The organism is Neoroseomonas soli, from assembly GCF_018129065.1.
In the GTDB taxonomy this organism is placed as follows: Bacteria; Pseudomonadota; Alphaproteobacteria; order Acetobacterales; family Acetobacteraceae; genus Neoroseomonas; species Neoroseomonas soli.
This window is the reverse complement of the sequence record NZ_JAAEDM010000006.1, coordinates 52,759-76,351: the sequence shown is the minus strand read 5'-3', so window position 1 is coordinate 76,351 and position 23,593 is coordinate 52,759. Positions and strand designations below refer to the sequence as shown.

Genomic DNA, 23,593 nt, shown 5'->3' with positions numbered 1-23,593 from the left:
TGCGCGGTTGCCTTGTGTCGGGCTGGTATGGGTGCTTCGCCGTGCCGCATAGCCTTGGGGTGCCGGCGTGTCGCATCGCGTGATCGGCCAGGAGGGCCCGGGCGTGGACCCGGCCGCACGCAGCGGCGCGACGTTCGATCGACCGGCTTCGCGGCATCGAAGGCGTGTGCGTGCGCGAGTCGTACAAGGGCGCGGCGGGCTCCACCCGGAGGGGCGGCGCCCCTCTCAACGCGGCCCGAGCACCGCCATCACCGCGCTGACCCGCGCGACGCGCTTGCCGTCCGCCAGCATCACGCCCTCGGTGAAGGAGAGGTTGCGGCCAAGGCGGGACACCTCCGCCTGCACTTCCAGCCAGCAGCCTTCGGGTGCGGGTGCGAGGTAGTCCACCGTCAGGTTCACGGTCGTCAGGAAATGGCGCGGCCGGCCTTCGCGTTCGCGCATCACCGCCACCGCGTGGATCAGCCCGAGGTCGGCGAGCGTCGCGATGAAGCCGCCATGCGCGGCGCCGGCGGAATTGCAGTGGCGGCGCTCGACCCGAAGGCCGAGCGAGACATGCGTTTCGCCCGGCTTCGACCAGAAGGGCCCCAGTTCCGCTGCATAAGGCCCGCCATGCGTGGCGGGCACGAAACCTTCGGGCACCGCATCGGGATGCGCCGCTCGCGCCATGTTGTCCGCTCCCTCGTGACCGGCGCGGGCACGAGGCCACCAGGCGCCACCGTCGGATCCGCCGCACCATGGCGGCGGGGCGCGATGCCCGCAAGGCGACGCCCCTGGGCAGCGCCGGCGGTCTCGCGCAGGATGCGGCGCCCGCGCGGCACGAGGAAACGAGATGCGCATCGCCGTCCTGCAATTCGCCCATGAGACCGTGACCTTCCTCCCGTTCGACACGACGGAGGAGGATTTCCGCTATCCCGGCTCGCCCGCTTCGGGGGAGGCGCTGCTCGCCACCGACCCCAAGGGTTACATGGGCGGCTTCGTGCAGGTCGCGCGCGAATATGACGGCGTCGAACTCGTCGGCATCGAATCCCCGCTCTGGCCCAAGACCGGCACCGGATCGGGCTGGATCACCAACGACGCCTTCGAGACCTTCCTCGGCCGCCAGATCGAGGAACTGAAGGCACAGGGCCCCTTCGACGGCGCGTATCTCGCGCTGCATGGCGCCATGGGCGTGCGCGGCGTGCCGCGGCCGGAAGCCGAGATCGCGCGCCGCGTGCGCGAAGCGCTCGGCCCCAAGGCGCGCATCGTCGGCACCTTCGACCCGCACGGCAACGAGGACGCGGAATTCCTCCGCCACGCGGACATGGCCTTCTGCGTGAAGTACTTCCCGCACTACGACATGCACCTGCAGGGCGAGCGCGCGGCGCGCAAGCTGGTGCGCTCCATCCGCGGCGACTTCGTGCCCGCGCGTGTCACGCTGAAGCTGCCGATCCTGGCGCCGACGGTGGTGATGTGGACCGGCGCCTCGCCCTGGTCGGACCTGGTGCAGCGCGCGCTGGTCTGGGAGGCACGCGAGCCCGACGTCTTCATCAACGTCTTCTTCGGCTTCCCCTGGAGCGACGTGCCCGACGCCGGCATGACGTTCCAGGTGCTGACCAACGGCAAGCCGGACCTCGCGCAGCGCATCGCGCGCGACATGGCGGAATGGACCTGGCGGCGGCGGGCGGAACTGGTCGGCACGACGAAGGTGCTGCGCATCGCCGACGGCGTCGCGCAGGCGAAGCAGGCCGCCGCCGAAGGCCGCGCGCCGGTCGTGCTCGCAGACCACAGCGACCGCTCCGGCTACGCCACATGGCTGCTGCAGGAGATCATCGCCCAAGGCCTGAAGCGCACGCTGGTCGCGACCATCGCGGCGCCGGAGGCGATCCGGGCCGTGCTCGCGGCCGGCGCGAAGCCAGGCGACGCGGTCGAGGTGGAGATCGGCGGCCGCGTGGATGTCTCCGCCGGCGATCCGGTGCGCGTCACCGGCAGGCTGCTCGGCATCGCCGACGCGACCTCGATGCGTGCCAGGGGGCGCGGGCAGGAATGGCTCTGCATCGGCTTCGGGGACGGCAACGTCGTCGTCCTCAGCCCCTTCCTGGTGCAGATCATGGAACCGGATGAACTCTGGGGCCTGGGTCTGCGGGCAGAGGATTTCGACGTCATCGCCATCAAGTCCCGCGTGCATTTCCGCCGCGGCTTCGACGACAGCGGCTTCGCGAAGACCATCCTTCTGGTCGAGCCGGACGAGCCCTTCCTCGGCACCGTACGGCTCGAGGCACTGCCCTACGAGCACCTGAACCCACGCGACTTCTACCCCTATGGCGGGCCGGCCAATCCGTTCACCTGAGCGGCGGTGGCGACCTCGGCCATCAGGCGGGCCTCCTGACCGACATAGCGCGGGGAGAAGTGGAAGGGCTCGATGCGCCGCGCGCGAGCAGCGGCGGCGATCTCCCCGGCGGCGCGCGTGGTGAGGTGGCCGCGCTCCGCCGCCGCGGCGGCGTCCTCGGCGGCGAAGGTCGCCTCGATGAACAGAATGTCGGCCCCGCGCGCGAGGGCGATCGCGGCCGCGCGGTTCGCCGGCGTATCGCGCAGGTCCGTCAGGTAGGCGAGCCGCTGGCCGGGCGTGATCTCCACCAGGTCGCGCAGCGCGCCGAGCGGCAGCACCGGCGCCTCCCGCGCCGCCGCGGCGCGGGCGAAGACCGGCACCGGCGTCTCGTCCGGCAGCCCTTCCACCACTGCCGCCTTCAACCCCGCCAGCCACGGCCCCTTCGGCAGGCCGCGCTCCTCAAGCCTTGTGCGCCAGACATTGACGTGCCGCGGTTCCTCCAGCGCGAAGCCGAGGCAGGGGGTGAAGTGGTCCAGCACCGCCGCGCGCAGCCGCAGCGCGCCGACATGCAGTACCGCCCCGTCCTCGGTGGCGGGCAGCGGATCCAGCGCCTGCGGCCGGAAGCCGCCGTGCAGGCTGAGCCGGCTGCGCGGCCAGGCGCGGGCGCCTGTCACCTCCGTCACCTCGAAGACGAGGTCGGCCGGGATGCGGTCCGCCAGGTTCCAGGTATAGGATTGCAGGCGATGGTGCAGCCGCTCGGTGAAGCCCTGGGGCCCGACCAGCGGCAGGCGCTTGCCTCGCCCGATCAGCACCCGCAGCAGCCGGTCGAAGCCCGCCCAGTGGTCCATGTGCGCGTGGGAGACGGCGAGCGCGCCCACGCGCAGCAGGTGCCGCGGCGCGAGCGCCGTGACGTCGCCGCAGTCGAACAGCACCGCCTCGGGCGCGTGCAGTGCTTCGACATAGAGCGCCGGGTCGCCGAAGCGGCCGTTCAGCAGGCGCGGATGCAGGGTCGGCCGCATCGGACTGGAGTGCCACGCCGGCGCCGCCGGGTCGAGGCGCTTCAGCCCCCCGTGCGCCGCAGCAGCGCGGCGAGGCGCGGTTCCGCCGCGCGCTGGGCGGCGCGCTCGATGGCGCGGTAGTCGGCGACCAGGTTCCGTCCGGCATCGGTCAGCGTGGCACCGCCGCCGCGGTAGCCGCCGGGGCTCGCGGCCACCACCGGCGTGCCGAGCAACCGGTTCGTCTCGTCCACCAGGTCCCAGGCGCGCTTGTAGCTCATGCCGATCGCGCGACCGGCGGCGGAGATCGACCCTTCCCGGTCGATCGCCTCGAGCAGTGCGATCTTGCCCGGCCCGATCCGCCCCTGCGGCAGGTCGATGCGCAGGCTGAGCACGCCTCGACCGGACGGCGCGTCGGTCATGGGGCATGCTCCGGCGGCGCCGCGACGCGGTGGTCGAAGGTGACGGCCTTGAGCAGCGCCCAGACCGGCATGCCCGGCCGCAGCGCCAGGCGTTCCAGGCTGTCGCGGGTGATGCGCGCCAGCACCGTGCTCGGCCCGACGGCGAGGCGCAGGAAGACCTCCTGCGGTTCGCCGGCCGGGCGGATCTCCGCGAGCGTCGCGGGCAGCACGTTCTGCGTCGAGATGCCCTGCGGTTCCTGCACCGCCACGGCGACGTCGCGCGCGCGCAACCGCACGCGCAGCCGCGTGCCCACCGCGCCGGGGTGCAGCGTCGTCAGCAACTCCCCGCCGGCGAAGCCGAGCCGCGCGAGCCCACCCTCCGGCGCCGCCAGCACCGTGCAGTCGAGCAGCACGCCGGCATCGCGCCGCGCCGCGAGCGGCAGGTCGGTGCGCAAGGCGATCTCCGCGACCGGGCCTTCCGCCAGCACGCGGCCATGGTCGAGCACCACGAGATGGTCGGCGAGCGCGTCCACTTCCTCCAGCGCGTGCGTCACGTAGAGGATCGGCATCCTTGCCGCGTCGCGCAGGCGGGCGAGGAAGGGCAGCACCTCCGTTCGCCTTGCGGCGTCGAGGGCTGCGAGCGGCTCATCCATCAGCAGCATGCGCGGGCGCGACAGCAGCGCGCGGCCGAGGGCGACGCGCTGCCGCTCCCCACCCGAAAGCCCCGCCGGGCGGCGTGCGAGCAGATGGCCGATGCCGAGCAGCGCGACCACCTCCTCGAAGCCCGGGCCTTCCGCCTCGCGCGGCGCGCGGCGCAGGCCGTAGCGCAGGTTGGTCTCCACGCTGAGGTGCGGGAACAGCCGCGCATCCTGAAACACCACGCCGCAGCGCCGGCGTTCCGGTGCGACGAAGATGCCTGCCGCCGTGTCGAGCAGCACCATCCCGTCCAGCGCCACCCGGCCCTGCCGCGGCCGCAGCAGCCCGGCGACGGCGGCGAGGATGGTGCTCTTGCCGCAGCCGGACGGACCGAACAGCGTCGTCACGCCCCGCGGCGGTGCAGCGAAGGCGGCCTCCAGGGCGAAACCGTCCCGGTCGTAACGGTGATGCAGGGCGACCTCGACCATCAGGCGCGGCCCAGCCAGCGATGCATGCGCCGCGCGAGCAGTTCCGCCAGCAGCAGCCCAGCCACCGCGAGCGCGAAGGCGATGGCGGCGAGCCGCGCGGCGGTCGCGTCCCCGCCTGCCGTCTGCGTCGCGCTGTAGATCGCGAGCGGCAGCGTCTGCGTCTCGCCGGGGATGTTGGAGACGAAGGTGATGACCGCGCCGAACTCCCCGAGGCCCGCCGCGAAGGCGGTCACGGCGCCGGCCAGGATGCCGGGCGACATCAGCGGCAGCGTCACGGTGACGAAGCGGTCCATCGGCCCGGCGCCAAGGGTGCGCGCCGCCGCCTCCAGCCCCGGATCGACGCTCTCGATGCCGAGCCGCACGGACCGCACGATCAGCGGGAAGGACATCACCGCCGTCGCCAGCGCCGCGCCCTCGGTGGTGAAGACCAGGCGGATGCCGAACCAGTCGTGCAGCGGCCCGCCGATCGGGCCGCGGATGCCGAACAGCATCAGCAGCCCCCAGCCCACCACGACCGGCGGCACCACCAGCGGCAGGTGCACCAGCGCGTCGAGCAGCATCCGCCCGGGGAAGCGCCCGCGCGCCAGCAGCCAGGCGATCCCGACCGCCGGCACCAGGGATACGGCGACGGAGCGGGTGGCGACTTCCAGGCTCAGCCGGACCGCCTGCCACTCCTCCGGCGTCAGCGCGAGGCTCACCGCGCCAGCGCGAAGCCGAAGCGCTGCCAGATGGGCACGGCCTCCGGCCCTGCCAGGAAGGCGAGCAGCGCGCGGGCCTGGGCATTGCCCTCGGCGCGGCGGGTGAGCGCGAAGGGATAGGTGATCGGCGGGTGGCTCCCGGCCGGGAAGGTGCCGGCGACGCGCACGCCGGGGCTCGCCGCGGCGTCGGTGGCATAGACGATGCCGAAGGGCGCCTCGCCTCGCTCGACCAGCAGCAGCGCGGCGCGGACATTGTCGGCGCGGGCGAGGCGCGGCGAGATCGCATCCCATTGCCCCATCCAGGTCAGCGCCGCCTGGGCGTAGCGGCCGACCGGCACATGCGCGGGGTCCCCCGTCGCGATGCGGCCATTGGGGCCGAGCAGTATCAGCAAGTCGGTGCCGCGCTCCACCGCGACGGCGCGCGCCGCATTCGCCGGCGCGACGAGCACCAGCGCATTGCCGATCGGGCTCTCCCGCGTCGCGTTCACGATCAGGTTGCGTTGCTCGACGTAGTCCATCCAGGGCTCGTCGGCCGACATGAAGAGATCCGCCGGCGCGCCCTGCTCGATCTGGCGCGCGAGCGCCGAGGAGGCAGCGAAGGAGAAGCGCGGCGCCGGATGGCCGCGCGAAGCCCATTCCTGGCCGAGCGCGCGCAGCGCATCCGTCAGGCTGGCGGCGGCGAAGACGGTGGCGCCCTCCTGCGCGCGGGCCGCGGGCATCGTCGCCAGCGACACCGCGGCGGCCGCGACGAGAACGAGACGACGGAGCATGGGAGAGCTTCCTCGGTCCGCTATATTCTACTGGAAATAACCCTGCGATGGCCGGCCTGTCCATCTTGGCTTGGAACTGCGCAGATCCGTGGCAGGATCCGTCCCGCGAAGGGCGTGGAGGACAGGACGCGATATGGACTGGAACGCAACGAGGTCAGGCGAGGTGGAAGGCGGCGCGCCGGATCGGACCGATGCCGCCCTCGCCTTCATCGGCCGCATCCGCACCCCTTTCGCCACGCGCGCGGAATGCCCCCATCGCGGCACGCCCGAAGGCCCGGTCTGCCGCATCGAGGTGGACGCAGCCTGGCAACCCGCGCTGCACGGCATCGCCATCGGGCAGTGGGTGGAGGCGCTCTACTGGATGCACCTCGCGCGGCGCGACCTGCTCGTGCAGGCGCCGAAGGGCCGGCCGGCGCCGCTCGGCACCTTTGCGCTGCGCTCGCCCAACCGGCCGAACCCGATCGCCATCTCGGAGGTCGAGGTGGTGGGCGTCGAGCCGGGCGCGCTGCTGGTGCGGGGGCTGGATTGCGTGGACGGGACGCCGCTTGTGGACATCAAGCCGGCGCGGCGGCCGCGCGCCCACGGCTGATATCGGCTCCGACCCGGTGTCGGCGCCCCTGCCTTGCGCTCGGCCGCCCCGCCTGGCCCTGCCGATGGCGCCATCGACAAGAAGGAGGCGGGGTCTGGCCAAGCCCGCCCGCATGGCCGAGATGAGGGTGATGGACTCCCCCCTGCGCGCCCCTGCCCCCTTGCGCCTCGCGCCGCTGGAGGATGCGCTCTCCGCCTGGCTGGCCCTGCTGCCCGCGCCGGTCGCGCCGCGCCGCATCCCGGCCGCGGCGGCGGTGGGCCGCGTGCTGGCGGAGAGCGTGCAGGCGGCGACGCCCGTCCCCGCCATGCCGGTGGCGCTGCGCGACGGCTGGGCGGTCGCCGCCGCCGATACGCTCGGCGCAGGTCCGTATTCTCCGGTCGTGCTGGCCGGCCCGCCGTTGCGGGTCCGGCCGGGGGATGGCCTGCCGCCCGGCACGGATGCCGTCCTGCCGCCCTTCGACCTGGAGATGACCGGCCCCTTCGCGCAGGCCGTGCAGCCCGTCGCCCCCGGCGAGGGCGTCAGGCGGCCCGGCGAGGACATCGCGGCGGGAACGGTGCTGCGCGCTGCCGGCGAAAGGCTGCGGGCCCGAGACCTGCCGGCGCTGGCCGCGCTCGGCTCGGCGGAGGCCGCGGTCCGCGTTCCGCGCCTCGCCTGGATCGCGACAGGGGCGGAGATCGCCACCGATCCGGCGCGCGACACCAACGGCCCCCTGCTGGCGCTCCTCGCCGCGGCCGAGGGCGCGGACTGGTCGGCCCTGCCGCCGCGGCCAGGTACGCCGGAGAATACGGCCGCCGCACTGCGCGCCGCCGCGCCGGACCATGATCTGATCCTGCTCGGCGGCGGCAGCGGAGAGGGGGCGGAGGATCGCAGCGCCGAAGGGCTCGCCGCGGCGGGACGGGTGGCCCTGCACGGCATCGGTGCCCGGCCGGGCACCACGGCCGGGTTCGGCGCGGTGGGCGGAACCCCCGTGCTGATCCTGCCGGGGCGGACGGAGGATGCGCTCGCCGCCTGGCTGCTGCTCGCGCGGCCGGCCCTGGCGGCATTGTCCGGCCTGCGCGGCGCGGCGCCCGCGCATGCGCGGCTGGCGCGCAAGGTGGCCTCCGGCATCGGCTTCGCCGAACTCGTGCCCCTGCGCGTGGATGCGCGGGGCCTCGCGGAACCCCTGGCCATCGGCGCCCTGCCCCCGGGCGCCTTCGCCGCCGCCGATGCCGTGCTGGTGGTGCCGCCCGGATCGGAAGGCTACGAGCCCGGCGCCGATGTCCCCGTCATGCCGCTGTGACCGAAGCCATGAAGCATGCCCCCGCTGACCTCCTCGATCGCCTGCGTCGCGCCGCGCGGCAGGAGCAGTTCCTCGAGGTCGTCTCCGCCGAGGAGGCGACCCGGCGCTTCCGCGCTGCCCTCGACCTGCGCCCGCTGCCGGCCGAGCGCCTCGGCCTTGCCGCGAGCCTCGGCCGCGTGGTGGCTGAAACCGTCACGGCGGCGGCGGATGCGCCACCCTTCGACCGTTCCTCGGTGGACGGCTTCGCGCTGCGCGCGGCGGATGCGGCGATGGCCTCCGAGGCCGCGCCGGTGCGGCTGCGGCTGAACGCGGAACTCCTCGCCTGCGGCGTCGCGCCGGGCATCGAGGTCGCGCCCGGCACCGTCACCGCCATCGCCACCGGCGGCGTGATCCCGCGCGGCGCCGATGCGGTGGCGATGATCGAGTGGACGGAACTCGATGATGCGCCGGACGGCCCGGTGGTGGTGCTGAAGCGCGCCGTCGGGCCGGGCCAGTTCATCGGCTTCGCCGGCAGCGACATCGCACGCGGGGAGGCGCTGCTGCGCGCCGGCACGGTGGTGACGAGCCGCGAGATCGGGATGCTCGCCGCCGCTGGCCTGGCGGAGGTGCCGGTGGTGCGCCGGCCGCGCGTCGCGGTGATCTCGACCGGCGACGAGCTGGTGCCGCCGGGCGCGCCGCTGCCGCCGGGCGGCATCACCGACAGCAATGCCGCGATCCTCTGCGCCGCCGTCGCCGAGAATGGCGGCGAACCGGTGCCGATGGGCATCTTCCGCGACGACGAGGCCGTCCTGGAGGCTGCGGTGCGGGAGGCGCTGGACCGCGCCGACCTCGTCGTGATGTCGGGCGGCACCAGCAAGGGCGCGGGGGATGTGTCGCATCGCATTCTCTCGCGGCTGGGTGCGCCGGGCGTGATCGTGCACGGGGTGGCGCTGAAGCCGGGCAAGCCGCTGTGCCTCGCGGCCGTCGGGCAGGTGCCGCTGGTGGTGCTGCCGGGCTTCCCGACCAGCGCGGTCTTCACCTTCCACGAATTCGTCGTGCCGGTGATCCGCGCGCTGGCCGGGCTGCCGCCGCGGGAGGAAACGCAGGTGGCGGCGACCCTCGCCGTGCGCACGCCGAGCGAACTCGGCCGCACGGAATACGTGATGGTCTCGCTGGCCGAGGCGCCGGAAGGTGGGCTGCACGCCTTCCCGCTCGGCAAGGGTTCGGGCAGCGTCACGGCCTTTTCCCAGGCGGATGGGTTCTTCGCCATCCCGGCGCTGGATGCCGGGGCGGAGGCGGCGGCGCAGGTCAGCGTGCGGCTGATCGGCAAGGCGGCGCGGCCGCCGGACCTCGTCATCATCGGCAGCCACTGCATCGGGCTGGATGCGGTGCTGGATGCTCTCGCGGCGCGGGGATTGCGGGCGCGCACGCTCGCCGTCGGCAGCCTGGGCGGGCTGGCGGCGGCGAAGCGCGGGGAATGCGACCTGGCGCCGGCGCATCTGCTCGACCCGGGGAGCAGCACCTACAACACGCCCTTCCTCGCGCCCGGCCTGCGGCTGGTGCCGGGCTGGCGGCGGCTGCAGGGCGTGGTGTTCCGCCCCGGCGATGCACGCTTCGAGGGGCTAGACGGACGCGAAGCGGTGCGCCGCGCCGCACCCGACCCCGCCTGCCTGCTGGTGAACCGCAATGCGGGCTCGGGCACGCGGATGTTGCTCGATGGGCTGCTCGGCGGCGTGCGACCGGCGGGATATGCGAACCAGCCGAAGTCGCACAATGCGGTCGCGGCGGCAGTGGCGCAGGGGCGCGCGGACTGGGGTGTCGCGATCGCCAGCGTGGCGCGCGCCTATGGTCTCGGCTTCCTGCCGCTGGCCGACGAGGTCTACGACTTCTTCCTGCCCGAAGCCCGCGCGTCGCGGCCGGCGGTCGAGGCCTTCCTCGATGCGCTGCGCTCGGCGCCGGTGCGCGACAGGCTCTCGGCGCTGGGCTTCGTGCCGGCCGGCTGACGGTTCAGCGCGTCCCGGTCGGCGCGCCCTGCATCTGCCATTCGCGCACCGCCTCGACGGGCCAGAGCAGCATCAGGACATTGAGCGCGAGATTGTCGCGGATCATCCAGACCGCGAGCCCTTCCATCGCCAGCACGATGACGACCGAGGCCGTCACCGGCAGCCGCGCCGCCAGGAAGAAGCCCGCCAGCATCGCCACGCCGTCGCCGAAGGAATTCACGATGCTGTCGCCGTAGTAGTCGAGCGAGGCCGTCACCTCCCGATACCGGTCGATGACGAGGGATGTGTTCTCCGCCACCTCCCATGCGCCTTCCACCAGCAGCGCGGCGACGGCGCGCCAGGCGAGGCTCCAGCCCGGCCGCAGCCAGCGCAGCACGGCGTAGAAAATGAAGCCGTGCGCGAGGTGCGACAGCGTGTACCAGTCCGTCAGGTGCTGCGAGTTCTCCGACGACCAGACATCGCCGTGCCAGAACTTCACGTAGCCGCAGGCGCAGATCGGCAGCCGCCCGATGGCGAACTGGATCGCGGCGACGGCGGCGAGGATCCCCGCCATCGCCGCCCAGGGCAGCCAGCGCGCGCTCATGCCCGCCAGCGCGCCAGCAGCATCACTGCCCCGCCCGCCAGCAGCCCCCAGAACGCCCCCCCGATACCGAGGAACGCGACACCCGAGGCGGTGACGACGAAGCAGACCAGCGCCGCCTCCCGCCCGTCCGGCGCATAGACGGCGCCGAGCATCGCGCCCCCGAAGGGCCCGAGCAGCGCCAGCCCCGCCACCGCCTGGATCAGCACCGGCGGCGCCGCCGAGACGAAGACCGTGACCGCCCCGGCGAGCAGCCCGAAGAGGATGTAGGTCGCGCCGGCCACCACCGCCGCGATCCACCTCCGCGCCGGATCGGGCCCCGCCCCTTCCCCGGCGCAGAGCGCCGCCGTGATCGCCGCGAGGTTGACCGCGTGCCCGCCCAGCGGCGCGCCGGCCAGGCTGAACAGGCCGGTGGTGGCGAACAGCGGCCCCGCCTCCGGCCGGTAGCCATTGGCCGCGAGCACCGCGAGGCCGGGGATGTTCTGCGAGGCCATGGTCACGATGAACAACGGCAGCGCGATGCCCGTCAGGGCCTCGACGGAGAAGCCAGGCAGCACGAATTCCGGCTGCGGCATCCAGCCCGTCGCCGGCAACGGCGCCGAGGTGGCGATCACGCCGACCGCCACCACCACCGCCGCCGGCACCGCCAGCAGCCGGTTGATGCGCGCCATCACCGCCCAGGTGACGACGATGGCGAGGCCCGCCATCGGCTGCTCCGCCACCGCGCGCACAGGCGCGAGGCAGAGCGTGAACAGGATCCCCGCCAACATGGCGTTCGCCAGCGGTGCCGGGATCGCCGCCACGGCGCGCCCGAGCGGCTTCCACAGCCCCGCCGCCGTCAGCAGCACGCCGCAGACCAGGAACGCACCCACGGCCTCCGCGAAGCCGCCGGCCGGCGCCGCGGTCGCCGCCAGCAGCGCCCCGCCCGGCGTGGACCACGCGACGCTGATCGGCAGCCGCAGCTTCAACGACAGCACGATGCCCGCGAGCCCCATGGCGATCGACAGCGCCATCAGGCCGGAGGCCGCCTGGGACGGGCTCGCGCCCACCGCATGCAATCCTTGCAGCACCACGGCGAAGGAGGAGGCGAAGCCGACGAACCCCGCCAGCAGCCCGGCCGAGATCGCATGCATCAGCGCTTCGCCTTCGGGCGGCTGTCGAGCACCGCGTTCAGCCGCGCCACCGTTTCCGGCGTCAGGCTGCGCACGTCCTTCGCCAGGCGGTTGGCGAAGTCCGTGATCTCCGGTGCCAGGCCCGAGGTGTCGAGCACCACGCGCGGATGGGATTGCCGGGCGAGACGGGCGAGTTCCTCCGCATCGTCCCAGATCAGGCCGAAAAACTCGTTCACCTGGTGCACGAGGCCCGGCGAAGGGCGGCCGCGGCGGCCGTGCTCGAGCGCGGAAAGATAGGCGGTGGAAACCTGCAAGGCGGTCGCGAGCTCCTTCAGCGTGACGCCGCGCTGGGCGCGGAGTTCGCGCAGGCGGGCGCCGAACGGGGTCATGGGGCGGAAGGTCGGGGGGAGGGAACTCCCCCCGAATCCCCCCTCCTTCCTTGTGAACCTGGGATGTTCATCGGCGGCGGCGCAACAGCAGGTGAACGGCGCCGGTGTTCGCGCTGTGGGGGTGCGCGGCGCCGAGCAGGATGCGGCGCAAGTCCGGGGCGTTCAGCCAGTGTGGCAGTTCACGCCGCAGCACGCCGCCCTCGGGCGAGGAACCCCGGCCGGTGATGACGGCGACGCAGCGCAATCCGTCCGCGAAGGCACCGGCGAGGAAGGCATGGACAGCCGCATGCGCGTCCTGCGCGCGGCGGCCGTGCAGGTCCAGCGTGCGCTCGGGCTTGAGCTTCCCGCGACGCAGGTCGCGCCAGCGGCGGTCGTCCAGCCCAGCGGGCGGCGCGTTCACCGCGATGGGGGGCGGCGCCCAACGCGCCGGCGGCAGGGGCGGCGCGGATGGCGCGGCCAGGGTGGACGCGGCGACGACCGGCATGGGCGGCGCGGGTTCCGGCGCCAACTCGTGCCCCGGCAGCGGCACGATCTCGGCGGCATAGGCACGCCAGAGGGCGCGATCGGCCTCCGACAGGCCGCGGAGGCGGCGGGGCATGGTTCAGGGGGTCGGCGGCGCGGCGGGGTCGTTGGCGCTCCGCGCCGTGGGATCGTCCGCGCTCCGCGCGGCGGGATCATCATCCAGCAGCACGATGTGCAATCGCCGCGGGCCGTGCGCGCCGAGTTCGAGCGTCTGCTCGATGTCGGCGCTGCGGGATGGGCCGGTCACCAGCATGACGTTGCGCGGCATGAAGCCGCCGGTCACCGCGTCGGTGCGTTCCGCGCGCAGCAGGTCCCAGGCTTCCTCGTACGCGCCGGCGATGCGGGAAGCGCGGAGCACGACAATCTCCGTCTCCGCCAGGATGTTCAGCGTGGTCGGCCGCGCAGGATCGGAGGGCAGCATCAGCGTGCCGGTCTCGGCGATGGCGGCATAGCCGTGCTGGACGGAGACGGCGTCGCTCGGCTGCGCGCGCCGCGCCTCGAATTCCAGCATCGGCTTGTCGGACCAGGGCAGTTCCTGGAGTTCCGGGTTCGGCGCCAGCACGAAGCGTGGCGCGAGATTCTGTGCCGCCAGGTAGTCCGCCACCGCGCCCGGGATGTCCTTCGCATCGGCCACGCGCGTGACCGAGCCGAACTCCTTCTCGACGTTGCGGACGAACAGCGCGACCTGCTCCGGCCGCGACACGCGCGAACGCTGTGGGATCAGGTGGCGCGGATGGGTGGCGAGGCGCCCGTCCAGCATGGCGCGCTGGTCGGCGGGTAGCGGCCCGCGCTTCAGCCCACGACGGATGGCGCCGAGGATCGCGTCCTTGCTCATGCCCTCACCGCCCCCGCTGCATCTTGGCGTAGCGGGCCATGAAGGTACCGCCCGGCTCCGGCGCCGGCAGGTCGCGCCCCTTGGTCCAGCCGCCGGCGAGCGGCAGGGACCGGAAGGCGCCCTTGCCGCGCGCGAGCAGCGACAGCGCGCCGATCGCCGTCTTCGTCGCCAGCCGATAGGCGCCGGGCCGCTTCGCGAACCAGGCCCAGACGCCGAGTCCGCGGCGCACCCCAGCGGGCGTCAGGTGCCGTTCGAATTCCCGCTCGCGCCAGTGGCGCATCATCTTGGGCAGCGGGATCTTCACCGGGCAGACGCTCTCGCACTTGCCGCAGAAGGTGGAGGCATTCGGCAGGTGCCCCGCCTTGTCCACGCCGATCAAGGAGGGCGTCAGCACCGCGCCCATCGGCCCCGGATAGACCCAGCCATAGGCATGCCCGCCGGTCACGCCGTAGACCGGGCAGTGGTTCATGCAGGCGGCGCAGCGGATGCAGCGCAGCATCTCCTGGAACTCGGACCCGATCATGTTGGTCCGGCCGTTGTCGAGCAGGACGACGTGGTATTCCTCCGGCCCGTCGAGATCACCCGGCCGCCGCGCCCCCGTGCTGAAGGTCGTATAGACGGAGAAATCCTGCCCGGTCGCCGACCGCGCCAGCAGCCGCAGCAGGGAAGTCGCGTCTTCCAGCGTCGGCACCACCTTCTCGATGGATGCGAGCGCGATGTGCACGCGCGGCAGCGTCTGCGTCAGGTCGCCATTGCCCTCGTTCGTCACGATCACGGACGACCCGGTTTCCGCGATCAGGAAGTTCGCACCGGTGATGCCGACATCGGCGGCGATGAAGCGCTGGCGCAGCTTGGTGCGCGCCTCGGCCAGGATGTCGCGCCGCTCGTTGAACACGCGGTCCGCCGGCAGGTCCGTGTGCATGCGGCGGAAATCGGCCTCCCAGTCCTCGCGGTTGAGGTGGAAGGCGGGCGCGATGATGTGGGACGGATGCTCCTTGCGGAGCTGGATGATGTATTCGCCGAGGTCGGTCTCGACCGGCGTGATGCCGTGCTTCTCCAGGTGGTCGTTGATCCCGATCTCCTCGGAGATCATCGACTTGCCCTTGGTGACGGTCCTCGCGCCCGCCTGGCGGCAGATCTCCAGCACGGCGGCGCGGGCGTCCTCGGCCGTCGAGCACCAGTGCACCTTACCCCCGGCGCGTTCCACGTTCGCCGCGAAGGTCTCGAGGTAGAAGTCGAGGTTCGCCAGCGTGTGGTTCTTGATGTCGCGCCCGATGTCGCGGAGCTGCTCGAACTCCGGCAGGCGCGCGACGGCCTCGGCGCGGCGTTGCAGGAAGGCGCCCTTCGCCTTGCCGAGCGCCTTCTGCAACCCGGCATCGGCGAGCGCGCGCGCGGCGTTCTGTTTGAAGGCAGGGGAGGTGATCTGAACCAAGGGACATCCTCAGCGTGGTCGGGCCGGTCGGCGGCCAATGTAGCCGGAACGCGCCGCCGGCACAGCGGCGGGGTTGCGGGATGCGATGACCCGTCTAGGCTTAATCCAGATAAGGAAGGAATCGTCCATGGCCAACCTGCTGTCCCGCCGCGCGGCGCTCGCCGCCGGTGGCGCCCTGTCCGTTGCAGGCCTGCGCCCGGCCCGCGCCCAGGCGCCCTCCATCAAGCTCGGGGTCCTGTCGGACATGTCGGGCCCCTATTCCGACAATACCGGACAGGGTTCCGTGACCGCCGCCCGCATGGCCATCGAGGACTTCACCCGCACCCGCCCCGGCATCCGCGTCGAGCTGATTTCCGCCGACAACCAGAACCGTGCCGATGTCGGCATGTCCATCGCGCGGTCCTGGTACGACCGGGAAGGCGTGGATTGCATCCTCGACGTGCCGCTCTCGGCGCTGGCCCTGGCGATGGGCGAGGTGGTGCGGGAGAAGAACAAGGTCGCGCTCTATACGGGCCCTGCCGCCTCCGACCTCACGGGCCGCGCCTGCGGGCCGAACCACATCCACTGGACCTACGACACCTGGGCGCTGGCCCACGGCACCGGCACGGCGCTGGTGCAGGAAGGCGGGGACAGCTGGTTCTTCCTGACCGCCGACTACGCCTTCGGCCATGCGCTGGAACGCGACACGGGCGGCTTCGTGACCGCGGCCGGCGGGCGGGTGCTCGGCCAGGCGCGCTATCCCTTCCCGGGCACCACCGACTTCTCCTCCTTCCTGCTGCAGGCGCAGGCGAGCCGGGCGAAGGTGCTCGGCCTCGCCAATGCGGGGTCGGACACCATCAACTGCATCAAGCAGGCGGCGGAATTCGGCCTGACGCGGCGCGGCATGCGCCTCGCGGGCCTGCTGTTGCAGATCCCGGACGTGCATGGCGTGGGCCTCCAGGCGGGCCAGGGCCTGGTGATGACCGACAGCTTCTACTGGGACCTGACGGACGGCACCCGCGCCTTCACGGAGCGCTTCCACCCGCAGAACCGCGGCATCCGCCCGACGCAGATCCATGCCGGCACCTATTCCGCCGTGCTGCACTACCTCAAGGCGGTGGAAAGCCTCGGCGTGGCGGAAGCCAAGGCGAACGGCGCGGCGGCGGTGCGGCGGATGAAGGAGATGCCGACCGACGACCCGCTTTTCGGCCGCGGGGAAGTGCGCGCGGATGGCCGCAAGATCCACGACATGCACCTGTTCCAGGTGAAGGCGCCGGAGGAAAGCCGCGGCCCCTGGGATTACTACAAGCGCCTGCGCTCCATCCCCGCCGCCCAGGCCTTCCGCCCGATGGCCGATGGCGGCTGCGCGATGGTGCGCACGTGAACCTCGCCGCCCTGCCGGCGCGCGTCGCCGCCACGCCCGGCCTCGCGCGCTGGGGGCGGCACCTGACCGCCGAGGTCCTGGTCGAGGCCGGGGAACGCCGCTGGATCCTGTCGGTCCGCGACGGTGCGCTGGTCCGCGCCGAGGCCGCGCCCGCCATCATGCCGCGCTACGACCTGGCACTGCGCTTCGACCCGGCGGGGCTGGAAAAGTTCCTGCAATCGCCGCCGCCGCCCGGCTGGCACGACCTGATGGCGCTGATGCGCCAGGGCGCGCTGCAGGTGGAAGGCGACGTCCAGCCCTTCATGGCGCATCTGTTCTGGTTCAAGGGCGTCTTCGCCCTGCTGCGGGAGTCCGCCGCGTGATCGAGCCCGTCATCGGCCGCTACCTGCGGCTCGACCTCGAAACCCGCCCGCACCGGGTCTATTTCGAGGAAACCGGTCAGGGCGTGCCCCTGCTGCTGCTGCACACCGCCGGCAGCGACGGCCGCCAGTGGCGGCACCTGATGAACGACGCGGCGGTGACCTCCCGCTTCCGCTGCATCGCCTTCGACATGCCCTGGCACGGCAAGTCTTCCCCGCCCGAGGGCTGGCAGGGGGGCGAGTACCGCCTGACCACCGCCGCCTACACAGGCATGGCGCTGGCGGTGTCCAGTGCGCTGGGCCTGGATCGCCCGGTGGTGATGGGGTGCTCGATCGGCGGGCGCATCGTGCTCGACCTCGCCGCGGACCATGCGGATGCCGTCCGCGCCGTGGTCGGCCTGCAATCCTCGGCCTTCGTCGCGCCCTATTACGATACGGAATGGCTGCACCACCCGCACACCCAGGGCGGGGAGGTCTGCGCCGCCGTGGTCTCCGGCCTGATCGCCCCCACCGCCCCCGATGCCGACCGCTGGGAGACGCTGTGGCACTACATGCAGGGCGGCCCCGGCGTCTTCCGCGGCGACCTGCACTTCTACAAGGGAGAGGGCGACCTGCGCCCGAAACTGGCCCGCATCGACACGGCCCGGTGCCCCGTCGCGCTGCTCACCGGCGAATACGACTATTCCTGCCGGCCGGAGGACACGCTCGCCACCGCCGCCGCCATTCCGGGGGCGGAGGCCGTCATCATGCCGGGCCTCGGCCATTTTCCGATGAGCGAGGACTACGCCGCCCTGCGCCCGCACCTGCTGCCGGTGCTGGAACGCTTCGCCGCCCTTCCGTGACGGGACCGTCTCGGGGCTTGCGGTACGCCGTCCGGGGCGCGAAAAGGCCGCGCCCCTCCTTCGGGGCCCGATTCGCACCCTTACAAGGAGAAGCGCCGGTGATCACGCGTCGTTCCCTCTTCGCCGCCGGCGGCGGTGCCCTGTTGCTGTCCGCCTGCGAAAGCCCCGTGACCCTGGACGGCCGCTTCCCGATCATGGACGTGCTCGGCACGCAGCCGGACGTCTCGGATTTCCGCAGCGCGCTGCGCCGCGCCGAGCTGGCCGATCTCCTGAACGGCCCCGGGCCCTACACCGTCTTCGCCCCGACCAACCTGGCCTGGGCCGCGACCTCCGAGCAGTTCCGCAATGGCGGCGCGGCGAGCCTGCGGAACTTCATCGCCGGCGGCCGACTGCGCACGCCGGACATCCAGGCCCGCGGCAACCGCGTGCGGATGCTCAGCGGCATCGACGTGGTGATGGTCGGCGGCTCCGCGACCGAGCCGCGCGTCCAGGCGGCCCGCGCGGGGGCGGCGCCGTCAGGTGCCTCGGCCAGCATCGTCCGGCCGAACCTGCTGTGCAGCAACGGCGTGATCCACATCCTGCAGGGCGCGCTCATCCCCGGCTGAGGCCCGCCCCACGGGGCCTGCGGCGGGGGAGGTCGTCCCCCGCCCGTCACCTCACCGGCGCCGCGGCGGCACAGGCTGGCGCTGCGGCTCGACGATCGGCGCCTCGATGGTCGCCGCGGCCTTCTGCTGTCCGAGCCGCGCCAGATCCTCGGCCAGGTAGCGTTCCAGCTCCTCGGCCGTGTCGATCGTGGCATTCGAGGCGCGGCGCGCGCGGGCGATGGCGGGTGCCGCCTCGCGGCGCATCGCGTCGGCGCGCTCGGCAAACCAGGCGTCGCGCGCCTCGGCCGAGGCGAAGGGCACCGGCGGCAGGTGGACGGTCACGTCGTTGTAGCGGCGGGTGGACCCCGTGCGGACCACGACCGCGTTCTGCACCGCGCCGGTGCCGACCGGCTGCGGATGGTGAACCCCCGCCGCGAAATCGCGTACCGGTCGAATGACGGCAGTCGTGTCCATGCGGGCAGGGCCGGAGCAGCGCGCCTCGACAATCGCGGTGCTGCGCGGCAGGGGGACCTGGCCCGGGGTGGCGATCTCGGCCACCTGGGCGCCGTCCGCGGCCTTGGTCACCACGCAGCGCGCGCCGGGTGGCTCCGAGGATACGGTGATCACCCCCGCATAGGGATTCGGGCGCGGATCCCCTCCGAGGGCCATGCTGTCCGAAAGGGCGCTCCCGCAGCCGGCCAACACCAGCAAGCCGAGCAGGGCCGCGACAGGCGATGCCTGACGCGGCAGTTTGGACCTGGACGGCATGATTCCCTCGCTGGTTGTCCCTGGGCAGGACGGCGCACCCGGACGGGACGTTAAGGCTTCGGAAGGTTCTCGAAAACGGAAAAATGTTTCGCGGAACAAGACGCCACCCAACGCCTTGATGCCGCCCGCTTGCCCCGCGAGACTATGGCCATGCCGCCCGCCCCCCAGGACGAGGCCCGCGCCGCGCTCGATGCCGCAGGCCAGTTGCCGGATGCCGAACTCGACCTCGCGGCCATCGCGCTGCAATTCGCCCGCGTGGACGCGCCCGACGCCGATTGGCGGGAGGCCGCCGCCCTGCTGACCGCCGTCGCCCGCGGCGCGGTGGAGGCCGCGGCCGGCGACCCCGTGGCCGATGGCGGCGACCCCGAGGCCCGGCGCGCCGCGCTCGCCCACCTGCTGCATGGGCGCTTCGGCCTCGCGGGCGATGCCGAGACCTATGACGACCTGGCGAACGCCAACCTGATCCGCGTGCTCGAGCGCGGGCGCGGCCTGCCGGTCGCACTTGGCATCCTCTGGCTGCATGCCGCCGAGGCGGCCGGCTGGGGCGCGCATGGCGTCGACTTCCCGGGGCATTTCCTGCTGGCCCTCGAAGGCCCCCGCGGGCAGGTGCTGGTGGACGTCTTCGCCGGCGGCCAGTCGCTCGAAGCGCCGGTGCTGCGCGCCCTGCTGAAGCGCATGGAGGGGGAGGCGGCGGAACTCCGCCCCGGCCTGCTGCGCCCCATGTCGAAGCGCGAGGTGCTGCTGCGCCTGCAGAACAACATCAAGCTGCGGCGGCTGAAGGCGGGCGACCTCAAGGGGGCGCTCGCCTGCACGGAGGACATGCTGCGCCTCGCGCCCGACGCGGCGGTGTTGTGGCGCGAGGCCGGGCTGATGAACCAGCGACTCGAACGCATCGGCGCGGCGCTGGCCAGCCTCGACCGCTTCCTGGAACTGGTGCCGGAGGGCGAGGCGGCAGCCCGCATCCGGGCGCTGACGGCAGAACTGCGCCAGCGGCTGAACTGAGCCGCCCGGCATCACCGCGCGCGGGCTGCCGGGGCAGCCGCGCGCCGGCCAAGGGGACCAGCGCCCGCAGCAACCTTCGACAGCCATTCCGCGATCGCCGCTGCCCGCCGCGTCGCGCCGCCTTGCCGAGCGGCGGTGGATACGTAGTCTGCGCCCCAACCATTGCCGGAGGAACTCCATGCATCGCCGCATCCTGCTCGCGGCCGGCCTCGCCGCGCCCTTCGCCCGCGCCCATGCGCAGGCCGCCTGGGCGCCCAACCGCCCGATCCGCTTCATCGTGCCCTTCGTCGCCGGCGGCAGCACCGACGTCGCCGCGCGCATCATCGCCGACCGCATGGGCGAGACGCTGGGCCAGCCGGTGATCGTCGAGAACCGTGGCGGTTCGGGCGGCAACATCGGCGGGGATCTCGTCGCCAAGGCGCCGCCCGACGGGCACACCATCCTGATGGGCGTGACCGGGCTGCTGTCCACCAACAAGCACATCTACCGCCAGATGGCCTTCGACCCGGACCGCGACCTCGCGCCCGTCTCGATGGCCTATACGGCGGACATGGTCATCGTCGTGACCAACAGGCTGAACGTGCGCACGCTCGCGGACTTCGTCGCGCTGGCGAAGGCCAATCCGGGGAAGTTCTCCTTCGGCTCCTCGGGCCATGGCGCATCGACCCATACGGCGGCGGAGCTGTTCCGCCAGCAGGCGGGGCTCGACATGGTGCACGTGCCCTATCGCGGCTCGGGCGCCGCGGTGAACGACCTGGTGGCCGGCAATATCGAGATGATGCTGATGCAGATCGCCGGCGCGGCGGGCAGCATCACCGCGGGGCAGGTCACGGCGCTCGCCGCCACCGGCCCGCGGCGCCATCCGCTGATCCCGAACGTCCCGTCCATCGCCGAATCCGGCTATCCGCAGGCGGAGGCGACCTCCTGGGGCTGCGTCATGGCGCCTGCCGGCACGCCGGCGCCGGTGGTGCAGCGCCTGTCCCAGTCGGTGCGGGAAGCGATCGCCCATCGCCCGGTGGCCCAGCGCCTGGAAGGCGCGGGGGTGGACGGCGCCGCCTCCAGCCCGGAGGAACTCGCCGCCTTCATCCGCGCGGAAGGCGAGAAATGGGGCCGGGTGGTGCGCCAGGCGGGCATCCGCGTCGAATAGCAGGGCCGCGCGCGGCGGGGGCTGTCCGCGGGCAAGGGGCCTGCCTATTCTCCTTCCCATGTCCCAGGCCAAGCCGCGCGTCGCGCTGTTCGTCACCTGCCTCGTCGACCTTTACCGGCCGAGCGTGGGCTTCGCCGCGCTCCGCCTGCTCGAGCAGGCGGGATGCCAGGTGGAGGTGCCGGCGACGCAGACCTGCTGCGGCCAGCCGGCCTACAATTCCGGCGACCGCGCCACCGCGAAGGACCTGGCGCGCGCCGTGGTCGATGCCTTCCAGGGCTTCGACCACGTGGTCGCGCCCTCGGGTTCCTGCGCGGGGATGATCGCGCACCACTACCCGTCCCTGTTCGAGGACGACCCGCAATACCGCGCCAAGGCCGAGGCGCTGGCGGAGCGGACGCATGAGCTGGTGTCGTTCCTGACCGACGTGATGGGCGTGGCGAAGGTGGACGCGCGCTACCAGGGCAGCGTGACCTATCACGATTCCTGCTCCGGCCTGCGGGAGATGGGCGTGAAGGCGCAGCCGCGCGCGCTGCTCGCCACCGTCGAGGGGCTGACCCTGGCCGAGATGGCCGACCCCGAGATCTGCTGCGGCTTCGGCGGCACCTTCTGCGTGAAGTATCCGGACATCTCGACGCGCATGGTCACCGACAAGTGCCGCGACGTGCAGGCGACGGGTGCGGCCACGCTGCTCGCCGGCGACCTGGGCTGCCTGCTGAACATGGCCGGCCGCCTGAAGCGCGAAGGCAGCCCGGTGCGCGTGCGCCACGTGGCGGAGGTGCTGGCAGGCATGACGAACGAAGTCGCGCCGATCGGCGAGGGAGGAGGCACATGACCGTTCCCGCAGGTCCCCTGGCGGAACTCGCTGCGCGCGGCTTCGCCCGCGTGCCGGGCACGACCATGACGGCGCTGATGGGCGAGGCGGGGCGCGTGGCGGCGCTCGCGCCCTTCTTCGCCTCCTGGAACCGGCTGGAGACGGACGCCTTCATGGCCGATGGCGGCCGCTACCGGCGCCGGCGCATCGCCAATTTCTCCGCCGAGCCCGGCGTGCCGGGCCATCGGCGCGGCGAGCACCGCCCGCATTTCCAGGCGGTGGTGCACAACACGTTGAACGGCGGCCTGGACCGCTGGTTCGCGCCGATGGAAGACGAGATCGGCGCTTCCGCGCCGCTGGTGGCGCTGCTCGACCTCGGCCGGTCGATGGCCGATGCGCTGCACGGCCCGCAATCCTGGTTCGTCGAGGCGCACCAGTTCCGCATCGAGGCCGCCGCCGGCGCCCCCGGCTATCCCACGCCGGAAGGCGTGCACCATGACGGCGTGGATTTCGTGCTGATCGGCATGATCGCGCGCACCAACCTGGTCGGCGGCGAGACGGTGATCGAGGACGATGCCGGCAACCGCCTCGCGCAGTTCGTGCTGCAGGACCCGCTGGACGCCGCGCTGGTGGATGACCCGCGGGTGAAGCACGGCGTATCCCCGGTGGCGCCGGCCGATCCGGCGCTGCCGTCCTGCCGCGACGTGCTGGTGCTGACCTGGAAGCGCGGGGGCGTGCCCGGCGCCTAGAGCGCCTCGGCTCACGGACACCGCCCCAGGCCTTTGTTTCTGCGAGCATCTTCACTCGATCAGGCGATTCCACCTGATCGGGATCTGCTCTAACGGCGCCGGAACACGGGCGCGCGCTTTTCGACAAAGGCGCGCGTCGCTTCCTTGTGGTCCTCGGTGGCGGAAAGGCGTGCCTGGTGCGTCGCCTCGAGGTCCAGCACGTCCTGCAGCGTGCCCGCCTCGGCAGCGAGGAAATTCCGCTTCATGTAGGCATGCGCGAGGCCGGGCAGCGCCGAAAGCCGGCGCGCGAAGTCGAGTGTCGCGGCTTCCAGTTCCTCGTCCGGCACGACGCGCGTCACGGCGCCCCAGGCCAGCGCCTCCTGCGCCGTGAACTGTTCGCCGAGCATGTAGAGTTCCCGCGCCTTGCCCGCGCCGACCAGCTTCTGCAGCAAATAGGACCCGCCGAAGTCGCCGGCGAAGCCGATCTTCACGAAGGCGGTGCCGAAGCGCGCGGAGGCGGCCGCGATGCGGAAGTCGCAGGCGAGCGCGAGGTTCAGCCCGGCGCCGAAGGCCGGCCCGTTCACCATGGCGATGATGACCTTGGGCGAGCGGCGGATCGTCGTGACCAGGCGGTGCTTGTGGCCCAGCACCTCGATCCGGTGTTCGGGGCCGCGCGTCGCGCGCCCTTCCATCGACTTCACGTCGCCACCCGCGCAGAAGGCGCGCCCCGCGCCGGTCAGGATGACGGCGCCGACATCGGGATCGGTGGCGACATCGGCGAGCGCCTGCTGCAACCCGTCGAGCATCGCGTCGGAGAAAGCGTTCAGCCGATCGGGCCGATTGAGGCGCAGCGTCACGATGCCGTCGGCGCGGCTCTGCTCGATGTCTGACATGGAGGCGGCGTTTCCCCGTGGTGGTTTCCGGGGGCAGGCTAGCGGAGAGACGACGCCGCTCCCACAGGCGGCGTGAACGGGTC

General features: G+C 72.8%; 26 protein-coding genes. 12 read left to right on the top strand and 14 right to left on the bottom strand.

The window, feature by feature from the left end:
- Window positions 1-225 precede the first annotated feature (225 nt).
- The gene (locus GXW76_RS03940) at window positions 226-666 is read right to left on the bottom strand and encodes a PaaI family thioesterase (RefSeq protein WP_211860689.1); all 441 of its coding nucleotides are present in this window, start codon (window positions 664-666) and stop codon (window positions 226-228) included.
- A 163-nt stretch (window positions 667-829) separates the two neighbouring features.
- Here GXW76_RS03940 and GXW76_RS03935 point away from each other — a divergent pair, with 163 nt between their 5' ends.
- The gene (locus tag GXW76_RS03935; protein ID WP_211860688.1) at window positions 830-2,326 is read left to right on the top strand and encodes a M81 family metallopeptidase; all 1,497 of its coding nucleotides are present in this window, start codon (window positions 830-832) and stop codon (window positions 2,324-2,326) included.
- Here GXW76_RS03935 and GXW76_RS03930 read toward each other — a convergent pair.
- Genes GXW76_RS03930 through modA form a run of 5 tightly spaced genes read right to left on the bottom strand, consistent with a single transcriptional unit; the run spans window position 2,296 to window position 6,293 of the window.
- Window positions 2,296-3,324, bottom strand: coding sequence for an MBL fold metallo-hydrolase (locus GXW76_RS03930; RefSeq protein WP_211860687.1), 1,029 nt, complete (start codon window positions 3,322-3,324; stop codon window positions 2,296-2,298). The genes GXW76_RS03935 and GXW76_RS03930 overlap by 31 nt on opposite strands.
- Window positions 3,325-3,365: 41 nt before the next feature.
- Window positions 3,366-3,722, bottom strand: a complete 357-nt coding sequence (locus GXW76_RS03925) for a winged helix-turn-helix domain-containing protein (protein WP_211860686.1) — start codon at window positions 3,720-3,722, stop codon at window positions 3,366-3,368.
- Window positions 3,719-4,825 (bottom strand): molybdenum ABC transporter ATP-binding protein, encoded by a 1,107-nt coding sequence (gene modC / locus GXW76_RS03920; RefSeq protein ID WP_211860685.1) that lies wholly within the window; start codon window positions 4,823-4,825, stop codon window positions 3,719-3,721. The genes GXW76_RS03925 and modC overlap by 4 nt, the downstream gene beginning before the upstream one ends.
- Entirely contained in the window at window positions 4,825-5,523 is a 699-nt protein-coding gene (gene modB / locus GXW76_RS03915) for a molybdate ABC transporter permease subunit (protein ID WP_211860684.1), read from the bottom strand. The genes modC and modB overlap by 1 nt, the downstream gene beginning before the upstream one ends.
- Window positions 5,520-6,293 carry a molybdate ABC transporter substrate-binding protein gene (gene modA / locus GXW76_RS03910; RefSeq protein WP_211860683.1) on the bottom strand — a complete coding sequence of 258 codons (774 nt, stop codon included), beginning with the start codon at window positions 6,291-6,293 and terminating at the stop codon, window positions 5,520-5,522. The genes modB and modA overlap by 4 nt, the downstream gene beginning before the upstream one ends.
- 133 nt (window positions 6,294-6,426) lie before the next feature.
- Here modA and GXW76_RS03905 point away from each other — a divergent pair, with 133 nt between their 5' ends.
- The 3 genes from GXW76_RS03905 (at window position 6,427) to GXW76_RS03895 (ending at window position 10,143) form a co-directional block, all read left to right on the top strand.
- Window positions 6,427-6,882, top strand: a complete 456-nt coding sequence (locus tag GXW76_RS03905; protein ID WP_211860682.1) for an SAM-dependent methyltransferase — start codon at window positions 6,427-6,429, stop codon at window positions 6,880-6,882.
- A 130-nt stretch (window positions 6,883-7,012) separates the two neighbouring features.
- On the top strand, window positions 7,013-8,161 hold the full coding sequence (locus tag GXW76_RS03900) for a molybdopterin-binding protein (RefSeq protein ID WP_211860681.1): 1,149 nt from the start codon (window positions 7,013-7,015) through the stop codon (window positions 8,159-8,161).
- Window positions 8,162-8,169: 8 nt separating this feature from the next.
- Window positions 8,170-10,143: a molybdopterin biosynthesis protein gene (locus tag GXW76_RS03895; protein WP_211860680.1), complete on the top strand. Its 1,974-nt coding sequence runs from the start codon at window positions 8,170-8,172 to the stop codon at window positions 10,141-10,143.
- 4 nt (window positions 10,144-10,147) lie between these two features.
- Here GXW76_RS03895 and GXW76_RS03890 read toward each other — a convergent pair whose 3' ends face one another.
- From GXW76_RS03890 to GXW76_RS03865, 6 genes are all read right to left on the bottom strand, one after another.
- Window positions 10,148-10,726, bottom strand: coding sequence for a DUF2585 domain-containing protein (locus tag GXW76_RS03890; RefSeq protein ID WP_211860679.1), 579 nt, complete (start codon window positions 10,724-10,726; stop codon window positions 10,148-10,150).
- Entirely contained in the window at window positions 10,723-11,856 is a 1,134-nt protein-coding gene (locus GXW76_RS03885; RefSeq protein WP_211860678.1) for a benzoate/H(+) symporter BenE family transporter, read from the bottom strand. Before GXW76_RS03885 ends, GXW76_RS03890 begins: the two co-directional genes overlap by 4 nt.
- Window positions 11,856-12,224 (bottom strand): helix-turn-helix domain-containing protein, encoded by a 369-nt coding sequence (locus GXW76_RS03880; protein ID WP_211860677.1) that lies wholly within the window; start codon window positions 12,222-12,224, stop codon window positions 11,856-11,858. Before GXW76_RS03880 ends, GXW76_RS03885 begins: the two co-directional genes overlap by 1 nt.
- Window positions 12,225-12,291: 67 nt before the next feature.
- Entirely contained in the window at window positions 12,292-12,822 is a 531-nt protein-coding gene (locus GXW76_RS03875; RefSeq protein ID WP_211860676.1) for a Smr/MutS family protein, read from the bottom strand.
- A 3-nt stretch (window positions 12,823-12,825) separates the two neighbouring features.
- Window positions 12,826-13,581, bottom strand: coding sequence for a LutC/YkgG family protein (locus GXW76_RS03870; RefSeq protein WP_211860675.1), 756 nt, complete (start codon window positions 13,579-13,581; stop codon window positions 12,826-12,828).
- Window positions 13,582-13,585: 4 nt separating this feature from the next.
- Window positions 13,586-15,013 carry a LutB/LldF family L-lactate oxidation iron-sulfur protein gene (locus GXW76_RS03865; protein ID WP_211860674.1) on the bottom strand — a complete coding sequence of 476 codons (1,428 nt, stop codon included), beginning with the start codon at window positions 15,011-15,013 and terminating at the stop codon, window positions 13,586-13,588.
- 127 nt (window positions 15,014-15,140) lie between these two features.
- On the opposite strand from GXW76_RS03865, the gene GXW76_RS03860 reads away from it, so the two are divergent.
- From GXW76_RS03860 to GXW76_RS03845, 4 genes are all read left to right on the top strand, one after another.
- Window positions 15,141-16,376: an ABC transporter substrate-binding protein gene (locus tag GXW76_RS03860; RefSeq protein ID WP_211860673.1), complete on the top strand. Its 1,236-nt coding sequence runs from the start codon at window positions 15,141-15,143 to the stop codon at window positions 16,374-16,376.
- Window positions 16,373-16,738, top strand: coding sequence for a hypothetical protein (locus tag GXW76_RS26105; RefSeq protein ID WP_211860672.1), 366 nt, complete (start codon window positions 16,373-16,375; stop codon window positions 16,736-16,738). The genes GXW76_RS03860 and GXW76_RS26105 overlap by 4 nt, the downstream gene beginning before the upstream one ends.
- Window positions 16,735-17,577 carry an alpha/beta fold hydrolase gene (locus tag GXW76_RS25935; protein ID WP_211860671.1) on the top strand — a complete coding sequence of 281 codons (843 nt, stop codon included), beginning with the start codon at window positions 16,735-16,737 and terminating at the stop codon, window positions 17,575-17,577. Before GXW76_RS26105 ends, GXW76_RS25935 begins: the two co-directional genes overlap by 4 nt.
- A 98-nt stretch (window positions 17,578-17,675) precedes the next feature.
- Entirely contained in the window at window positions 17,676-18,182 is a 507-nt protein-coding gene (locus GXW76_RS03845; protein WP_211860670.1) for a fasciclin domain-containing protein, read from the top strand.
- A 51-nt stretch (window positions 18,183-18,233) separates the two neighbouring features.
- Here the strand turns inward: GXW76_RS03845 and GXW76_RS03840 are convergent, their stop codons facing one another.
- Entirely contained in the window at window positions 18,234-18,830 is a 597-nt protein-coding gene (locus GXW76_RS03840; RefSeq protein WP_211860669.1) for a hypothetical protein, read from the bottom strand.
- Window positions 18,831-19,079: 249 nt separating this feature from the next.
- Here GXW76_RS03840 and GXW76_RS03835 point away from each other — a divergent pair, with 249 nt between their 5' ends.
- From GXW76_RS03835 to GXW76_RS03820, 4 genes are all read left to right on the top strand, one after another.
- Window positions 19,080-19,931: a SirB1 family protein gene (locus GXW76_RS03835; RefSeq protein ID WP_211860668.1), complete on the top strand. Its 852-nt coding sequence runs from the start codon at window positions 19,080-19,082 to the stop codon at window positions 19,929-19,931.
- Between the two features lie 178 nt (window positions 19,932-20,109).
- On the top strand, window positions 20,110-21,078 hold the full coding sequence (locus GXW76_RS03830) for a Bug family tripartite tricarboxylate transporter substrate binding protein (RefSeq protein ID WP_211860667.1): 969 nt from the start codon (window positions 20,110-20,112) through the stop codon (window positions 21,076-21,078).
- Between the two features lie 58 nt (window positions 21,079-21,136).
- Window positions 21,137-21,910, top strand: a complete 774-nt coding sequence (locus tag GXW76_RS03825) for a (Fe-S)-binding protein (protein WP_211860666.1) — start codon at window positions 21,137-21,139, stop codon at window positions 21,908-21,910.
- A complete protein-coding gene (locus GXW76_RS03820) occupies window positions 21,907-22,638 on the top strand; it encodes a 2OG-Fe dioxygenase family protein (RefSeq protein ID WP_211860665.1) in 732 nt (243 codons plus the stop codon). The genes GXW76_RS03825 and GXW76_RS03820 overlap by 4 nt, the downstream gene beginning before the upstream one ends.
- Window positions 22,639-22,727: 89 nt before the next feature.
- On the opposite strand, the gene GXW76_RS03815 is transcribed toward GXW76_RS03820, so the two are convergent.
- A complete protein-coding gene (locus GXW76_RS03815; protein ID WP_211860664.1) occupies window positions 22,728-23,510 on the bottom strand; it encodes an enoyl-CoA hydratase in 783 nt (260 codons plus the stop codon).
- Between the last annotated feature and the right edge of the window lie 83 nt (window positions 23,511-23,593).

Excerpts from the sequence above, each read along its gene's own strand:
- GXW76_RS03940 (WP_211860689.1), bottom strand. The coding sequence starts at position 666 with ATGGCGCGAGCGGCGCATCCCGATGCGGTGCCCGAAGGTTTCGTGCCC.
- GXW76_RS03935 (WP_211860688.1), top strand. The coding sequence starts at position 830 with ATGCGCATCGCCGTCCTGCAATTCGCCCATGAGACCGTGACCTTCCTC.
- GXW76_RS03930 (WP_211860687.1), bottom strand. The coding sequence starts at position 3,324 with ATGCGGCCGACCCTGCATCCGCGCCTGCTGAACGGCCGCTTCGGCGAC.
- GXW76_RS03925 (WP_211860686.1), bottom strand. The coding sequence starts at position 3,722 with ATGACCGACGCGCCGTCCGGTCGAGGCGTGCTCAGCCTGCGCATCGAC.
- modC (WP_211860685.1), bottom strand. The coding sequence starts at position 4,825 with ATGGTCGAGGTCGCCCTGCATCACCGTTACGACCGGGACGGTTTCGCC.
- modA (WP_211860683.1), bottom strand. The coding sequence starts at position 6,293 with ATGCTCCGTCGTCTCGTTCTCGTCGCGGCCGCCGCGGTGTCGCTGGCG.
- GXW76_RS03905 (WP_211860682.1), top strand. The coding sequence starts at position 6,427 with ATGGACTGGAACGCAACGAGGTCAGGCGAGGTGGAAGGCGGCGCGCCG.
- GXW76_RS03900 (WP_211860681.1), top strand. The coding sequence starts at position 7,013 with ATGGACTCCCCCCTGCGCGCCCCTGCCCCCTTGCGCCTCGCGCCGCTG.
- GXW76_RS03895 (WP_211860680.1), top strand. The coding sequence starts at position 8,170 with ATGAAGCATGCCCCCGCTGACCTCCTCGATCGCCTGCGTCGCGCCGCG.
- GXW76_RS03890 (WP_211860679.1), bottom strand. The coding sequence starts at position 10,726 with ATGAGCGCGCGCTGGCTGCCCTGGGCGGCGATGGCGGGGATCCTCGCC.
- GXW76_RS03885 (WP_211860678.1), bottom strand. The coding sequence starts at position 11,856 with ATGCATGCGATCTCGGCCGGGCTGCTGGCGGGGTTCGTCGGCTTCGCC.
- GXW76_RS03880 (WP_211860677.1), bottom strand. The coding sequence starts at position 12,224 with ATGACCCCGTTCGGCGCCCGCCTGCGCGAACTCCGCGCCCAGCGCGGC.
- GXW76_RS03875 (WP_211860676.1), bottom strand. The coding sequence starts at position 12,822 with ATGCCCCGCCGCCTCCGCGGCCTGTCGGAGGCCGATCGCGCCCTCTGG.
- GXW76_RS03870 (WP_211860675.1), bottom strand. The coding sequence starts at position 13,581 with ATGAGCAAGGACGCGATCCTCGGCGCCATCCGTCGTGGGCTGAAGCGC.
- GXW76_RS03860 (WP_211860673.1), top strand. The coding sequence starts at position 15,141 with ATGGCCAACCTGCTGTCCCGCCGCGCGGCGCTCGCCGCCGGTGGCGCC.
- GXW76_RS03840 (WP_211860669.1), bottom strand. The coding sequence starts at position 18,830 with ATGGCCCTCGGAGGGGATCCGCGCCCGAATCCCTATGCGGGGGTGATC.
- GXW76_RS03835 (WP_211860668.1), top strand. The coding sequence starts at position 19,080 with ATGCCGCCCGCCCCCCAGGACGAGGCCCGCGCCGCGCTCGATGCCGCA.
- GXW76_RS03830 (WP_211860667.1), top strand. The coding sequence starts at position 20,110 with ATGCATCGCCGCATCCTGCTCGCGGCCGGCCTCGCCGCGCCCTTCGCC.
- GXW76_RS03825 (WP_211860666.1), top strand. The coding sequence starts at position 21,137 with ATGTCCCAGGCCAAGCCGCGCGTCGCGCTGTTCGTCACCTGCCTCGTC.
- GXW76_RS03820 (WP_211860665.1), top strand. The coding sequence starts at position 21,907 with ATGACCGTTCCCGCAGGTCCCCTGGCGGAACTCGCTGCGCGCGGCTTC.
- GXW76_RS03815 (WP_211860664.1), bottom strand. The coding sequence starts at position 23,510 with ATGTCAGACATCGAGCAGAGCCGCGCCGACGGCATCGTGACGCTGCGC.